The organism is Streptomyces sp. JH002 (assembly GCF_050916115.1).
GTDB lineage: Bacteria > Actinomycetota > Actinomycetes > Streptomycetales > Streptomycetaceae > Streptomyces > Streptomyces xiamenensis.
In genome coordinates this window covers 3,576,881-3,592,282 of the sequence record NZ_CP087989.1, presented here as the reverse complement: position 1 = coordinate 3,592,282, position 15,402 = coordinate 3,576,881, and the positions used below count along the sequence as shown (strand labels likewise).

At 73.2% G+C, this 15,402-nt stretch carries 10 protein-coding genes; 8 read left to right on the top strand and 2 right to left on the bottom strand.

Annotated features, from left to right (window positions below; genetic code table 11):
- Positions 1-139 precede the first annotated feature (139 nt).
- From H7827_RS16290 to H7827_RS16255, 8 genes are all read left to right on the top strand, one after another.
- A complete protein-coding gene (locus H7827_RS16290; RefSeq protein ID WP_432746079.1) occupies positions 140-3,616 on the top strand; it encodes an amino acid adenylation domain-containing protein in 3,477 nt (1,158 codons plus the stop codon).
- A gap of 2 nt (positions 3,617-3,618) precedes the next feature.
- Positions 3,619-7,311, top strand: coding sequence for a type I polyketide synthase (locus H7827_RS16285; RefSeq protein WP_432746077.1), 3,693 nt, complete (start codon positions 3,619-3,621; stop codon positions 7,309-7,311).
- On the top strand, positions 7,301-8,725 hold the full coding sequence (locus H7827_RS16280; RefSeq protein ID WP_432746075.1) for an MFS transporter: 1,425 nt from the start codon (positions 7,301-7,303) through the stop codon (positions 8,723-8,725). The genes H7827_RS16285 and H7827_RS16280 overlap by 11 nt, the downstream gene beginning before the upstream one ends.
- A gap of 20 nt (positions 8,726-8,745) precedes the next feature.
- Positions 8,746-10,032 (top strand): cytochrome P450 family protein, encoded by a 1,287-nt coding sequence (locus tag H7827_RS16275; RefSeq protein ID WP_432746073.1) that lies wholly within the window; start codon positions 8,746-8,748, stop codon positions 10,030-10,032.
- Entirely contained in the window at positions 10,025-10,798 is a 774-nt protein-coding gene (locus H7827_RS16270) for a thioesterase II family protein (RefSeq protein WP_432746071.1), read from the top strand. Before H7827_RS16275 ends, H7827_RS16270 begins: the two co-directional genes overlap by 8 nt.
- Positions 10,799-10,951: 153 nt before the next feature.
- Positions 10,952-11,953 carry an aldo/keto reductase gene (locus H7827_RS16265; protein ID WP_432746069.1) on the top strand — a complete coding sequence of 334 codons (1,002 nt, stop codon included), beginning with the start codon at positions 10,952-10,954 and terminating at the stop codon, positions 11,951-11,953.
- 124 nt (positions 11,954-12,077) lie between these two features.
- On the top strand, positions 12,078-13,325 hold the full coding sequence (locus tag H7827_RS16260; RefSeq protein ID WP_432746067.1) for a cytochrome P450: 1,248 nt from the start codon (positions 12,078-12,080) through the stop codon (positions 13,323-13,325).
- Between the two features lie 49 nt (positions 13,326-13,374).
- On the top strand, positions 13,375-13,905 hold the full coding sequence (locus H7827_RS16255; RefSeq protein WP_432746065.1) for a helix-turn-helix domain-containing protein: 531 nt from the start codon (positions 13,375-13,377) through the stop codon (positions 13,903-13,905).
- Positions 13,906-14,095: 190 nt separating this feature from the next.
- Here the strand turns inward: H7827_RS16255 and H7827_RS16250 are convergent, their stop codons facing one another.
- Complete coding sequence (locus H7827_RS16250) at positions 14,096-14,293, bottom strand: DUF397 domain-containing protein (protein ID WP_432746063.1); 198 nt, start codon at positions 14,291-14,293, stop codon at positions 14,096-14,098.
- A gap of 13 nt (positions 14,294-14,306) precedes the next feature.
- Positions 14,307-15,155, bottom strand: a complete 849-nt coding sequence (locus tag H7827_RS16245; RefSeq protein ID WP_432746061.1) for a helix-turn-helix domain-containing protein — start codon at positions 15,153-15,155, stop codon at positions 14,307-14,309.
- Positions 15,156-15,402 lie beyond the last annotated feature (247 nt).

The window sequence follows — 15,402 nt, the reverse complement described above, 5'->3', positions numbered from 1 at the left end:
CCCGTACGCCCGTCCCCACCCGCCCGTCACCGACCGTCCGCCCCGACCTCGTTCCCCTCTCGCCTGTGGCCCCGGCGGCCGTGCCCGGCCGTGCGCGGGCGGGCCACGGCGGGAATCCGGCTCGCCCTGGAGAGAAAAGATGTCGCTTGATGCGTGCGCGATCGCCGTTCTCGGACCGGACACCGACCCGGGAACCTTCACCGACCACAGCTTTCTGGCACTCGGCGGTGATTCGCTGCGCGCCATGAGACTGGCCGCCCTGGCGCGCGAACGCCTGGGCGTACGGCTGTCGTTGTCGGCTCTGCTGGACCGCACCCCGCTCGCCGGGGTGTTCGCCGAGGCGGTGGCCACCGCCCCGCCCGGCGGCCCCGTCACCGCCGCCCCGGAAGCCGACGCGGCGCAACCGGTGCCCGCCGCCCTCTCCCCGGCGCAGCGCGGGATGTGGCTCATCGAACGGCTCACCGGCGACTCCCCGTACCACCTGGTCTTCATCTGCTTCGTCACCGCCGGCCGGCTGGAGGCGGGCCCGCTGGCCGCCGCGCTCGCGCAGACGGCCGCCCGCCATCCCGGTCTGCGCACCGTCTACCGCGAACACGACGACGAGGCCGTGCCCGAGGTCCTCGCCGACCACACGCCCCAGGTCGAGACCCTCACCCTGAGCGCGTCCACCACGGACACCGCCGGGACGGAGGCGGCGGTGCGCCGGGCCGCCGAGGAGTTCGGCCGGCGCCCCTTCGACCTCGCCGCCGCCCCCGCCCACCGCTACCTGCTGATCGAGGACGGCGCCGGCGGGCAGGCGCTGGTGCTGACGGCCCACCACATGGTGCTGGACGGCTGGTCCGTCGGCCTGCTCCTGGACGAGATCGTCGCCCGGTACGGCGCGCTGACCGCCGGCACCCCCACGCCGTCCGCCGAGCCCGGCGTGGCGCCCCAGGCGCTCGCCCGCCACCAGGCCGCCGCCCGCGACGGCGGCGACTGGGAGCGGCAGGCCGAGTTCTGGGTCAAGCACCTGGACGGGGTGCCCACCGTGCTGGAGGTGCCGGCCGACCGGCCGCGCCCCGCGCTCCAGGACCCCGCCGGGGCCCGCGCCCCGCTGGACCTGGGGGCCGCCGCCAGCGAGGCCGTCACCGCCCGGGCCCGCGAGGCGGGCGTCACCCCGTTCGCGCTGCTGCTCGCCGCCTTCGCGCTGACGCTCGCCCGCCGCACCGGGGTCCGCGCCCTGCTCGTGGGGGTGCCGCTCACCGGCCGGGACACCAGCGAGCTGGAGCGGCTGGTCGCGGTCGCCGGCAATCTGGTGCCGGTCCGCGTCGACGTGGACGACGACGCGACCGTCGACGCCTACCTCCGGTCCGTCCACCACGCGCTCGGCCTCGCCATCGACGCCGGAGGACTGCCCTTCGAGGAACTCTCCTCCCGGCTGGGCGTGGAACGCGCCCTGGGCCACCACCCCCTGGTGCAGGTCTCCTTCGGGATGCACGACCAGCTGGTGCCGCAGCGGCTGCGCACCGCGGACGTCGAACTGCGGGTCGAGGAGGCGCACGGCGGCGGGGCCCAGTTCGATCTGTCGCTGCTGATCGGCCGGTCCGATCCCACGCTGGCCGGCCATCTGGAGTACGCCACCGGGGTGTTCGACGCGGCCGAGGCCGAAGGGCTGCTCGCCGACCTGACCGCCGCCGTCGCCGGCCTCACCTCCGACGGCGGCACGCCGCTGGCCGACGTGCGTTGCCTGGCACCGGAACGCCGCGCGCTCCTGGAGCAGCTCAACGACGTACGGCGCGACTTCCCGGCCCGCTCCGTCGACGCGCTGTTCCGCGCGACCGCCGCCCGCACCCCCGACGCGATCGCCGTACGGGACGGCGCCACCGAACTGACCTACCGCGCGCTGGCGCAGGCCGCCGACGAGCAGACCCGGCGGTTGCGCCGGGCCGGGGTACGGCCCGGCGACCGGGTCCTGGTGGCGCTGCCCCGCTCCGCCGCCGAGGCCGTCGCGCTGCTGGGCGTGGCCGCCGCCGGTGCCGCCTACGTCGGCGTCGACCTGGACCAGGCGTCCGAACACACCGCGCGGATCGTCGCCGCCGCCGCGCCCCGGGTCGCGCTCGCCGCCCCGCGGGACGCGCCCCGGCTGGCCGCGCTCGGCGTGCCCACCGCCCCGGCCTGGGACCCGTCCTCCCCACCGGAGGACACCGGGACCGACGGTGACGGGGCGGCGGACGGCGGGCCGCCGCCGGTGACGGAGGACCAGCCGGTGTACGTGGCGTTCACCTCCGGCTCCACCGGCCGCCCCAAGGGCGTACAGGTGCCGCACCGCGCCGTCGTACGCCTGGTGCACGAGGCGGACTTCGTCCGGCTGGGCCCGGGGGAACGCGTGCTGCGCCTGTCCCCGCTCGCCTTCGACGCCTCCACGCTGGAGATCTGGGGCGCCCTGCTGAGCGGCGCCACCCTGGAGGTGCTGCCGCCCGGCCTGCCGGCCCCCACCGACCTGGGGGAGTTCCTGGCCGAGCGCGGGGTGACCGTCGCCTGGCTGACCGCCGGCCTCTTCCGGCTCGTCGAGGAGTTCGCCGCCGACTCGCTGGGCGGGCTGCGGCAGGTGCTCACCGGTGGGGACGTGGTGCCGCACGAGCACGTCGCGCGCCTGCTGCGCCGCCATCCGGGGCTGGAGATCACCAACGGCTACGGCCCGACCGAGAACACCACCTTCACCACCACCCACACCGTGCGCACCCCCGAGGAGGCCGACGGGCCGCTGCCCATCGGCACCCCGGTGCCCGGCACCCGGGTGTACGTGCTGGACGACCGGCGCCGGCTGGTCCCGCCCGGCGGCGTCGGCGAGCTGTACACCGGCGGCGCCGGCCTGGCGGACGGCTATCTGCACGACGAGGCCGAGACCGCCCGCGCGTTCGGCGCCTTCTCCCCCGATGTGCCCGAGCGGCTCTACCGCACCGGTGACCTGGTGCGGGTGGACGGCGGCGGCCGGGTGCGGTTCCTCGGCCGGCGCGACAGCCAGGTGAAGCTGCGCGGCTACCGCGTCGAACTGAGCGCCATCAGCGACGAACTGACCCGGGCGCCGGGCGTGCGCGACGCCGTCGTGGCCGTCACGGACGGGGACAGCGCGGGCAAGCAGCTGATCGCCGCCGTCGTGCCCGAACCGGGAACCGTCCCCGACACCGCGCGGCTGCGGGATCTGCTGGCGCGGCGGCTGCCCTCGTACATGGTGCCGGTGCTGTGGGCCGTCCTGGACCGGGTGCCCCTGACCCCCAACGGCAAGGTGGACCGGCGCGCCCTGGCCGCCGCCGCGGGACCGGCCGGGACAACGGCGCCGCCCGCGCCGTCCACCACCCCGGCCCCCGTCTCCGGGCCCGGGTTCGAGGAAGTGGCCGCCGTCTTCGCCGAGTCGCTGCGCGACAAGGCGCTCGACCCGGCCCCCGGCACCGACTTCTTCCGGGCCGGCGGCAACTCACTGGCCGCCGTGCGCCTGGTACGGCTGGTACGCGACCGCTTCGGCGTCTCCGTACCGCTGCGCGACTTCCTGCGAACGCCCACCCCCGAAGGGCTGCACCGGCTGGTGACGGACGCCGCCGCCGCGGAGCCCGCCGGCGGTCCGGCACGGGGGCGGTGACCATGGACACCCACGAGCCCCTGGCCGTCGTCGGCATGGCCTGCCGCCTCCCCGGCGCACCCACCGTCGGCGCCTACTGGGCCGCGCTGCGCGCCGGTACGGAGGGCATCACCCGCTTCCGGATCGAGGACCTGCTGGCGGCCGGCGCCGACCCCGAACGGGTCCGGCACCCGGACTTCGTGCCCGCCATGGGCGTGCTGGCCGGCGCCACCGACTTCGACTGGTCCCACTTCGGCTACAGCCGGGCCGAGGCCGCCGGGATCGACCCGCAGCAGCGGGTGTTCCTGGAGGCCGCCGCGACCGCGCTGGACGACGCCGCGCTGGATCCCACCCGCTTCCCCGGCCGGATCGGGGTGTACGGCGGCGCCGACCAGGTCGGCGCGGACGACAGCCCCCGCGACGGCGACGAGATGGGGGAGCTGGCCCGCTTCATCGGGCGCGAACGCGACTTCCTGGCCACCCGGGTCGCCTACAAGCTGGGCCTGCGCGGCCCGGCGGTCACCGTGCAGACCGCCTGCTCCACCTCGCTGACGGCCGTGCACCTGGCCGCCGCCGCGCTGCGCGCCGGGGAGTGCGACGCGGCGCTGGCCGGCGGCGTCGCCGTCGCGGACCGGCGCGACCGGGGCTACCGCTACGAGCCGGGCGGCATCCTGTCGCCCGACGGCCACTGCCGCCCCTTCGACGCCGACGCGGCGGGGACCGTGCCCAGCGAGGGCGTCGGGGTGGTCGTCCTGCGGCGGCTGGCCGACGCCCTGCGCGACGGCGACCGGATCGCCGCCGTGCTCATGGGCTCGGCCATCAACAACGACGGCGCCGAGAAGATGGGCTACACCGCGCCCTCCGTCTCGGGCCAGAGCGAGGTCATCCGGCACGCCCAGCGGATGGCCGGCGTCGACCCGGCCGACCTCGACTACATCGAGGCGCACGGGACAGCCACCCCGATCGGCGATCCCGTCGAGGTGCAGGCGCTCACCGACGCGTTCGGCCCGGCCGGCGGCTCCGACACCGGCTGGTGCCGGCTCGGTGCGGTCAAGAGCAATCTGGGCCACACCGGTTCGGCCGCCGGCGTGGCCGGGCTCATCAAGACGGTGCTCATGCTGGAGCGCGGTGAACTCGTGCCCACCGTGCACTACCGGCGCCCCAACCCGCTCCAGGAACTGGAGACCACACCGTTCCTGGTCGCCGACCGGCACCAGCCGTGGCCCGAACGGGGCGTGCGCCTCGCCGCCGTCAGCTCCTTCGGCGTCGGCGGCACCAACGCGCACGTGATCCTCGGGCAGCCGCCCCAGCGCCCTGGGCCGGTGGCCGGCCGGGGCGCCCGGGCGCTCACCCTGTCCGCCGCCACCCCCGGTGCGCTGGAGACGACGGGCGCCCAGCTCGCGGCGGTGCTGCGCGAGGAGCCGGACGCCGATCTCGCCGAGGTCGCCCGGTCGCTCACGGAGCGGCGGGCCCACCGGCACCGCCGTACCGTGGTCGCCGACTCGGCCGCCGAGGCCGCCGAATTGCTGGCCGCGCCCGCCGCGCCGTCCTCCCGGGCGGCCACCGGCCGGCCGGCGATCGCGTTCCTCTTCCCCGGGCACGGCCCCCTCTCCTACGCGGCCGGGGCGAGCGCCTACCGGCTGCTGCCGGGCTTCCGCGACCACTTCGACACGCTGCGCGCACACGTGCGCGCCACCCACGGCATCGACCTGAGCCCGGTGGTGGACGAACAGGCCGCCGAACCGGGCTGGTTCTCCGACCTCACCCACCACCACCTGGGCCTGTTCGCCCTCGGCCACGCCCTGGGCCGGCAGCTCCTCGACTGGGGCGTGCGCCCGGTGGCGATGCTCGGCAACAGCGTCGGCGAGTACGCGCCCGCCGCCCTGGCCGGGCTGTGGGAACCCACCGTCGCCGCCGACCTGGTGCACCGGCGGGCCGCCGCCATGGCCGACACCGTCCCCGGCGGCATGGCGGCCGTGCACGCGCCGTACGAGGAGGTCACGGCGCGGCTGCGGCCCGGCGACGAGGTCACCGTCGCCGTCCTGGGCGCCGGGGCCGTGGTGCTGTCAGGACCCGAGGAGGCGATGGACCGGCTGCTGGCCGGGGACGCCCTGGCGGGCCTGGACGTACGGCGGCTCAACATCCGGCAGGCGTCGCACTGCGCGGCGATGGAACCGGCGGCCGAGACCCTCGCGAAGGCCGTCGCCACCGCCCCGAACGCCGCGCCCGGCCTGCGCTTCGTCTCCAACACCACGGGCACCTTCGCCGATCCGGGCGCGGTGCGCGGCAGCGACTACTGGTCCGAACAGCTGCGGCGCCCCGTACGGCTGGCCGACGCGGTCGGCACCCTGCTGACCGCCGGCTGCGACACCTTCGTCGAACTCGGCCCCGGCACCTCGATGCTGGGCACCGCGCGCCGGCACCCGGACTGGCCGGCCGGGCACCGTACGGTCCCGATGCTCGGCCGCGAGGAAGACACCGCCCGCGGGATACCGGCCGCCCTCGGCGCGCTGTGGGAGAGCGGCGTGGACGAGGTACGGCAGGCACTGCTCGACCTCGACCTGGCGGACGGCGGGCGGGCCACGCGCCGTTCACTGCCCGGCCACCCCTTCGCCCGGGTGAGCCCGCAGGCCGCGCCGTCGCCGGGGCCCCGGCCGGCTGCGGCCCCCGCCGGCGCGCGCACCACCCAGGTCACCGGCCGGACGCGGATCCTGGCCGCCGTCGAGGAACTGTGGTGCGCCGCGCTCGGCGTGCCCCGGGCGGCGGAGGGCGACCACTTCTTCCGGCTGGGCGGCGAGTCGCTGATGGCCGTCCAACTGCTGACCCGGGTACGGGAACGGACCGGGATCGCCGTCCCGGTGGCCGAGTTCACCGCGCACCCGACGTTCGGCACCCTGCTGGCCCACGCGGCGGCGCACCCCGACCCGGAGCCGGAACCGGTCACCGTCGCGCCCGCCCCGGGCCCCGGCCCGGTGACGGTGGTGACCCTGGCCCCCGACGGCCCCGGCCTGCCGCTGTTCCTGATCGCCGACTCCACCGGCGGCTCGCTCGCCTACCGTTCCCTGGCCGGCGAACTCGACGGCACCCGGCCCGTGCACGCCCTCGACCTGGACCTCGCCCCGGCCGGTGGCACGCCCCGCGCCGAGTCCGTGGCGGCGCTCGCCGCGCACCACGTGGCGGCGCTGCGCCGGGTCCGTCCCACCGGCCCCTATCTGCTGGGCGGCTGGTCCTTCGGCGCCGTCCTCGCGCACGAGGCGGCACGCCAACTGGTGGCCGCGGGCGAGCGGGTGAACGCCGTCGTCTGCCTGGACGCGTTCGTCCAGGGCCGGTACGGCCTGCCGGTCGGCCTCGATCCGGAGTTCCTGGCCGGCCAGGCATGGGTGCGGATCGGCGCCGCGCTGGGGGTCGGCGCGGTCGGCGCGGCGGTGCGGCGCGATCCGGGCCTGCCCCGGGTGCTGCGTGCCAAGTCGCGCACGCTCGCGGTGTACCGCCCGGCGCCGGTGGCCACCCGGGCCGTGGTGCTGCGGGCCGGTACGGACCGGCGGCAGGCCCGGCGGCTGCTGGGCCGGCTGGCGCCGCTCTACGCGCAGGGAGTCGAGATCCACCCGGTGCCCGGGGACCACTGGTCGCTGCTGACACCGCCCCATGTGGGGGTGCTGGCACAGCGGTTGCGCACTGTTCTGTCGAGAGTCGAAGGGTCGGGTCATGACCACTGAGTCCACGCGCGCCGGCGCCACCGGGACGGCCGGGAGCGCCGGGGCGAGCGAGGTGACCGGGCCCGCCGACGCGGCCGGGGCCGCCGAGTCCGCCGTACCCGCCGCGCCCGAGAAACCGCTGTTCCGCAACCGCGACTTCCAGGCGATGTGGATCAGCCAGTTCTTCGCCGCGGTGGCCAAGGAGTCGGCGGAGATCGCCTATCCGCTGCTCATCCTGGCGACGACCGGCTCGGCGACCTACGCCGGCGCGGTCGGGGCGGTCCAACTGGTCGTCGCCGGGCTGATGTCGCTGCCCGGCGGCAGCCTCACCGACCGGTTCGACCGGCGGATGACCATCATCCTGTGCGATCTGGCGCGGGTGGTGCTGCTAACGCTGTTCGGCCTGCTGGTGATCGCCGGGGAACCGCCGATGGCGGTGATCTTCGCGATCGTGGTGCTGTCGGCGGCGTGCCTGGGCATCTCCAACCCGGCCGGGCTCGCCGCGATCAAACAGCTGGTGCCGCCGTCCCAGTTCACCCAGGCGACCGCGCAGAACCAGATCAGGTTCTTCGGGGCCACCGTGATCGGCCCGCCCATCGGCGGCGCCTTCTTCGGCATCGCCAGGGCCCTGCCGTTCCTCAGCGCGGCGGTGGCCTTCCTGATCTCGGCGGTGCTGCTGCTGTTCATCAAGAAGCCGCTCCAGGCGCCCCGCGAGGCCGTCACGGACAGCGCCCCGGCCACCGGGGACGCGGACCCCGAGGGCCGCAAGGACGGCGAGGAGGGCAAGGACGGCAAGGACGGGAAACCCGGGAAACCGGCCAAGGGCGGGATGCTCCAGGGCTTCCGCTTCATCCGCCGCCAGCCCGTCATCCTCATCCTGCTCATCTGGGCCATGGCCTCCAACATGGCGTTCAACCACTCCGGCATGTTCCTGGCCCTCATCGCCACCGCCGAACACCGCGACGCCTCCGAGGCCGCCATCGGCACCACCCTCGCCGTGGCCGGCAGCGGCGGCCTCATCGGCTCGCTGCTCGCCGGGCTCGTCCTGAAGTGGGTCAAGCCCTCGCTCATCATCGTCTACGCCGTGTGGATCGGCCCGGTGGCGGCCGTCCTGCTGATGCTGACACCCGGTGTCCTGCCGCTGGGCGTCATCGTCGCCTGCGTCTTCGTCCGCGCCGGCGTCGTCAACGCCCTCATCTACGGCTACATCGCCGCGCTCGTCCCCGACGACCTCCAGGGCCGTGTCCTGGGCGCGGTCGGCTTCGTCGGGATGATCGCGCAACCCCTCGGCATCTTCTCCATCGGCGTCATCTTCGACCTGGCCGGCCCGACCTGGGTGTTCTTCTTCATGGCCGTCGCCGGAGTCCTGGCCGCCCTGCCCACCCTCACCCGGACCATTCGCACCCTGCCCGCCCCGCACGAGTTGGCGTCCTGATCCCCCTCGGAGGCTGCGCGATGACCACAGAGATACCCAAGAAGCCCAGTGACCCGCTGCCGACGGAGTTCTTCATGGCACCGGGCGACAACCCCTACGACGGGTACGCGGAGGTACGGCGCACCTGCCCCGTGCGCCGGGTCGACTACCCGGCGGACTCCGAGGCGTACGTCGTCGCCGACTACCGCACGGTGGCCGAGACGTTCGGCAACCACACCGTCGCCAAGAGCGTGGAGCACGCCCCCGACTGGTTCCGTGAGGCGCTGAAGGAAAGCAGCCCCATCCTCATCAAGAACATGCTGACCTCCGACCCGCCCGTGCACACCCGGCTGCGCAAGCTGGTGAGCAAGGCGTTCGTGCCGCGCCGCATGGAGCTGCTGCGGCCGCGGATCCAGGAGATCGCGGACGACCTGATCGACGAGATGCCCGAGCGCGGAGTGGTGGACCTCTTCCACGACTTCGCCCTCCAGATCCCGATGAAGGTCATCTGCCGCTTCCTCGGCATCCCCGTGGAGGACCGCGAACAGCTCCACCAGTGGGGCCTGGTGCTCAGCGGCGCCCCGTACCCCGACGAGGAGTCCAACCGGCGGCTGAAGGAGGTCAGCGAGGCCGTCGAGGTGTACCTGACGGACCTGCTCGGCACCCGCCGCGCCGACCTGGGCGAGGACCTGGTCAGCGTGATCCTGCGGGCCGCGGACGCCGACGACGCCTACACCGACGAGGAACTCGTCTCCACCCTGATCCTGCTGATCATCGCCGGCCACAAGACCACCGCCAACCTGATCGGCAACGGCACCCAGGCCCTGCTGCGCCACCCCGACCAGCTCACGCTGCTGCGCGAGCGGCCCGAGCTGGTGGACACCGCCGTCGAGGAGTTCCTGCGCTACGAGGGGCCGGTCTACCGGGCCCCGCCGCGGTACGCCGCCGAGGACGTCACGGTGGGCGGGGTGGACATCCCCTGCCGCAGCTTCGTGCACCTGCTGATCAACTCGGCCAACCGCGACCCGGAGGTCTTCGAGGATCCCGACCGGCTGGACATCACGCGCAAGCCCAACCGCCATCTGTCGTTCGGGCACAGCATCCACTTCTGTCCGGGGGCGCCGCTGTCCCGGGTGGAGGGCCAGGTCGCGTTCACGACCCTGCTGCGCCGGCTCCCCGGGCTCGCGCTGGCCGTGCCGGAGAACGAACTGGAGTGGCGGTACGACAACTCGGCCAGCCGGGGCCTGGAACGGCTGCCGATCACCTACGACCGCAGGCTGCCGCGCACGGCGCCGGCCGCCGGGGGGAACGGAGGCTCCGATGCCTGAGGCCACGACCGGCGCGGTCGCCGAGGCCGCCACCGGCGCGCAGGCCGGCCAGGACCCGATCCGCCTGGTGTGCCTGCCGTTCGGCGGCTCGGGCACCTCGTTCTTCCGGCCCTGGGACGAACTCACCGGCGGGCGCTTCGAGGTGCTCCCGCTGCGGCTGCCCGGTCGCGAGCACCTGATCGACGTCGAACCGTACCGGGACGTCCACCGGGCCACCGACGGGCTGCTCGCCGACCTGCTGGAGGAACTCGGCGGCCCCGCCGGGGTGGTGCTCTTCGGGCACAGCGTCGGCGCGGTGCTGGCCTACGAACTGGCCCAGCGGCTGCGCGCCGTGCCGGAGGTCGAGGTGCTGCGGCTGATCGTCAGCGGCTCGCCCGAGCCCGGCACCCAGCGCACGCTGCGCGCCACCGGGCTGCCGGACGACGCGTTCCTGGAACGGGTGGGCGAGATCGCCGGATACAGCCACGACGCGATGGCGGTGCCGGAGCTGCGGGAGTTGCTGCTGCCCACGCTGCGCGCGGACGTCGAGATGCACGAGGCGTACCGGCCCAGCACGCTGGATCCGCTGCCGGTGCCGATCACCGCGCTCCGGGGAGCGGAGGACCAACTGGTGCCGCGAGCGCAGGCGGCGGCCTGGCGGGAGGTCACCGCGGCCGGTTTCGACCTGCACGAACCGGCGGGCGGACACATGTATCTGGTGGACGGGGCGGCTTCTCTGGTCTCGCTGATCGACAAGGTCGTGCACGGCTCCTCCGCACCGAAATGATCATTCTCACGAGCAAATAGTCAGGTATTCACCAAGCATCAGATTTTTCACCCCCGCTCGGCTACAGTCGCCCCCGATCGCGAGCGCCATTCGCGGGGCAGCCGCTGGCCGAAAACAACTGGTCGGCCTATGGAATCCGCACGGAAGGAAACCATGAAATACCGCACGATTGGCAGTAACCCGACCACCCGCCGCGAGGTGAGCGTCCTGGGCCTGGGCGCCATGCTGTTCGGCACGAGCACGGACGAGGAAACGTCTTTCGCCATTCTCGACCGCTTTGCCGAGGCCGGGGGTTCGTTCGTCGATACCGCCAACAACTACGCCTTCTGGGCGAAGGGGACGCAGGGCGGCGAGAGCGAGGCACTGCTGGGCCGGTGGCGGGCCAGCCGGGGTGTCGGCGACGAGATCACCATCGCCACCAAGGCCGGCGGCCGGCCGAACAAGCCCGGCCTCAGCTTCGCGGAGACCGGCCGGCTGGAGAACATCGAGGGCCTGTCCGCCAAGGCCCTGCGCGAGGCGGCCGAGCGCAGCCGTGAACTGCTCGGCCTGGAGAAACTGCACCTGATGTACGCGCACATCGAGGACCCCGGCACCCCCCTCGAGGAGACCGTGCAGGCCTTCGCCGACCTGGTGGCGGACGGCCTCGTCGGCATCGCCGGGGTCAGCAACCACTGGGCGTGGAAGGTCGAGCGGTCCCGATCCATCGCCGCCGCCGCCGGACTGCCCGGCTACGAGGTGCTCCAGTACCAGCACAGCTACCTGCGCCCGCGCACCGATCTGCCCGCCCGCCGCTCCCCCGACGGCAGCCCCGGCCTGCTCGACGGTGAGCTGCTGAGCTATCTGCGCGCCCACCCGGAGCTGACCCTCGTCGCCTACTCACCGCTGCTCTCCGGCAGTTACGTACGCGAGGACAAGCCGCTGGAGCACGACTACGAGCACCCGGGCACGCCGATCCGGCTGGCCGCGCTGCGCGAGGTGGCCAAGGAGGCGGACGCCACCCCCAACCAGGTCGTCCTGGCCTGGCTGATGGGCGGCGAGATCCCGGTGCTGCCGATCACCGGCGCCTCCTCGGTGGCCCAGCTCAACGAGAGCCTGGCCGCCGTGGACCTGGAGCTGACCGCGGACCAGCGGGCCCGGCTCGACACGGCCTTCTAGCCACGACCGCCCCGGCGCCCGTGACCGGGCGACGGCGCGGCGCGCCCCACGCGCCGCGCCGTCGCCGGTTCCCGCCCGGCCCTACCGGCCGGGAACCGATGACGTTCGACAGAGAGGAACGGACATGACCGCCCATCGGACCACCTCGGGCTGCCCGGTACACCTGGGGACGACCGACCTGATCGACCCCGCCTTCTACACCTCAGGCGAGCCGCACCGCCAGTGGGCGGCCTTACGCGGTCTGGACACCCTGAGCTGGACCCAGGTGGACGCCGACCGGGGCTTCTGGTCGGTGGTGGAATTCGCCGACACCGAACATGTCCTGCGCACCACCGCCGACTTCACCTCCGAACGCGGCACCATGCTCGAACTGCTCGGCATGGACGACCCGGCCGGCGGACAGCAGCTGGTGGTCACCGATCCGCCCCGGCACACCATCATGCAGGCCCGGCTGAAGAAGGCCCTGGCGCTGAAGACCGTCGACAAGCAGCGGGACATGATCCGCGGCCTCGTCCTGGAGCTGATCGAACCGCTGGGCGACGGCGGGGTCTTCGACTTCGCGCAGGCCATGATCGACATGCCGATGTCGGTGACCGGCACCATGATCGGGCTGCCGCGTTCCGACTGGCCCTGGCTGATCCGCGCCACCACCGCCTGCATCGCCGCGGATGACCCCGAGTACCAGGATCCGGGCGGCAAGGAGGCGACCCTGGCCGCGGCGCACCGCGAACTGTTCGCCTACTTCCAGGACCTGGTCTCCTTCCGGCGCGACCAGCTGGGTGATGACCTGCTGAGCGCACTGATCTCCACCCGGTTCGAGGGGCGGCACATGTCGCCGGGCGAGATCGTCGCCAACTGCTACAGCCTGCTGCTGGGCGCCAACGTCACCACACCGCACGCCCCCAACTACGTGATGGCCGAGTTCATCGAGTCCGGGGTGCTCCAGGACTGGGCCGCGCATCCCGAGGTGGGCGCCACCGCCGTCGAGGAGGCGCTGCGCTGGTCCTCGCCGGTCAACCACATGCTGCGCTACGCCACCCGGGACCTGGAACTGCACGGCACCACCATCGCGGCCGGGGACGCCGTGGTGGTGTGGATCGGCTCCGCCAACCGGGACGAGCGGGAATTCCCCGACGCGGGGCGGTTCGACATCCGGCGCAAGCCGAACAAGCACCTGGCATTCGGCATCGGCCCGCACTACTGCGTGGGGCACAGCGTCGCCCGTATCACCATCAGGACCCTCTTCGAGGAACTGCTGGCGGGTTTTGATGACTTCCGCCCCGCGGGAAAGCCGGAGCGGATGGTCTCCAACTTCGTCTCCGGGTACAAGCACGTGCCCATCACCGCCCGCCGCCGCACGGGAACGCGATAACCGAGCCGGTACATCTGCAAGAAGGCGCAAAGAACACCTAGGGGGAAAAATGGATTTCCCAGCCGACCACAGCGACAGCCAGAACCATCAGCCGCCGACGCCCTCGGCCCACGGGGAGCTGAGCCCCTCCTTACTCCTGCCGCCGCAACGGGAACTCTTCCTCGTCATCCAGCAGTACATACGTGAGCGTCTCTCGGACCCCGACCTCTCACCCAGCACCATCGCCTGTGCCCACCACATCTCGCTGCGCCACCTGCACCGGCTGTTCCGGCTGCACGGCCTGACCGTCGCCGCCTGGATACGCCGCCAGCGCCTCGAAGGCTGCCGGCGCGACCTCACCGACCTGGCCAAGTTCGCCCAGCCCATCCAGTCCATCGCGGTGCGCTGGGGCTTCACCGACAACGCCCACTTCAGCCGGGTCTTCCGGGCCGCCTACGGCTACCCTCCCAGCCACCTGCGGCGCGAGACCGAGACCCGCTGGTACGAGCAGCTGATCTCCCGCTTCGGCCCCGTCCACCCCTTCCACGCCCTGGAACCGCAGGACACCCACGAGCCGGTCGCCTCCCGGCGCATCGCCTGACCCACCGAAGGGCGCGGCCCCTTGACGGCCGCGCCCGGCCGGTGACTCCGCCCCGACTCCGTCGCCCCCGGCGCTACCACCACCCCGATGACGAGACCGACGGCGAGCAGGCCCTGGCGGCCCACCCCTGGCCGCCGTCCTCGCGGCCCACGGCCGCCGTATCGAGGAAGAACGGGTCCCCCCGACCTCCTCACCGACCTGGCGCGCCCCACCGACCCGCCTTGATCCAGCCCGTCAGGGCGCGGAAGGCCACGGGATCCGCCTGTATGACCCGTCCCGGCTCATCACTCTCCCGAAGCGCGACGCCTGGCCCCACCACGGCTATCTCCACGCAGTTGTTGCCGTCGTGCTCGGAGAACGAAGACTTCTGCCAGCGGTACTCGGTCATGCTTCCCTCACTCCTACAGCTCTTGCCGAATGGAACGGATCAGGTCCCGGGACTCAACAGCCGACAGCGCCACCCGCTCGTTGGCGTCCATCCCACTCCGGACGACGGCCAGCGATTCCGGCACGTCGATGAAGATGGCACCGGCAGGTGAGCCCATGTGTGCGGTGTCAAGCTGCCCGCCCTTGCCCTCCACATACAGCACCGACTCCCCCATCATGGGGAACTCACCGGCGCTGAAGGGAATCACCAAAAGCGTCACACTGTCCCACTCGCTGCCCTCCAGCAGTTGGCCGATCTGCCGCCTGGCGGCCTTCCTGCCGCCCACCTGCATCCGCAGCGCCGCCTCGTGGATCACCCCGACATAGGGCACGGCGTCCACGGCGATCCTGGCCCGCCGGGCCAGTCGATGCGCCACCCGCAACTCCACTTCGAGGCGGGACAGAGGCGGATCCAAGAGGTTGAACAAGGCCCGCGCGTACTCCTCCGTCTGGAAGAGCGCCGGCAGGTGTGCCGTCTGCACCGTCCGCATCCGCTCGGCGAAGCCCTCAAGCTCCGAGACGTCGAGAAACTCCGGCGGGATCTTTCCCCGGTACTCGTCCCACCAGCCCTTCTTGCGCCCACCCGTCATGGTGGCCAGCGCATCGACGAGAGCGGGGTTGTCACACGCGTAGATCGTCGCGAATCGACGCAACCGCGCCTCGCTGATACCGAAACGGCCGGACTCAATGTTCGAAATCGTGGTGCGATCGGTGCTCAGCGCCTCAGCCGCCGCGGACGCCGACATCCCGGTCGACTCTCGCATGCGCCGCAGCTCCGCACCGAAGCGACGCTGAAGGATCGTCGGCCCTTCCCGCTGTGCCATGTGCTCTCCTTCTCCGCTCGCGCCCATTGTGGCCGTCCGTGACGCCCTCGGTCGACTCAGTGAAGTTACCTAAACACGTTGGAGTGAATCCATTACTACCTGTTGTAATTTCGGGCTAGCCTGTGACCTGTGCCACTCATCCTGCTCCCGAGCGGAAGCGCACCGTCTCCCCGCGAGGCGGCAATGACACCGCCCGGACAACCAGCCTGTGGCCAGCGTCCGTTCCCCGCCTGATCGCGTCTCAGGA

Excerpts from the sequence above, each read along its gene's own strand:
- H7827_RS16290 (WP_432746079.1), top strand. The coding sequence starts at position 140 with ATGTCGCTTGATGCGTGCGCGATCGCCGTTCTCGGACCGGACACCGAC.
- H7827_RS16285 (WP_432746077.1), top strand. The coding sequence starts at position 3,619 with ATGGACACCCACGAGCCCCTGGCCGTCGTCGGCATGGCCTGCCGCCTC.
- H7827_RS16280 (WP_432746075.1), top strand. The coding sequence starts at position 7,301 with ATGACCACTGAGTCCACGCGCGCCGGCGCCACCGGGACGGCCGGGAGC.
- H7827_RS16275 (WP_432746073.1), top strand. The coding sequence starts at position 8,746 with ATGACCACAGAGATACCCAAGAAGCCCAGTGACCCGCTGCCGACGGAG.
- H7827_RS16270 (WP_432746071.1), top strand. The coding sequence starts at position 10,025 with ATGCCTGAGGCCACGACCGGCGCGGTCGCCGAGGCCGCCACCGGCGCG.
- H7827_RS16265 (WP_432746069.1), top strand. The coding sequence starts at position 10,952 with ATGAAATACCGCACGATTGGCAGTAACCCGACCACCCGCCGCGAGGTG.
- H7827_RS16260 (WP_432746067.1), top strand. The coding sequence starts at position 12,078 with ATGACCGCCCATCGGACCACCTCGGGCTGCCCGGTACACCTGGGGACG.
- H7827_RS16255 (WP_432746065.1), top strand. The coding sequence starts at position 13,375 with ATGGATTTCCCAGCCGACCACAGCGACAGCCAGAACCATCAGCCGCCG.
- H7827_RS16250 (WP_432746063.1), bottom strand. The coding sequence starts at position 14,293 with ATGACCGAGTACCGCTGGCAGAAGTCTTCGTTCTCCGAGCACGACGGC.
- H7827_RS16245 (WP_432746061.1), bottom strand. The coding sequence starts at position 15,155 with ATGGCACAGCGGGAAGGGCCGACGATCCTTCAGCGTCGCTTCGGTGCG.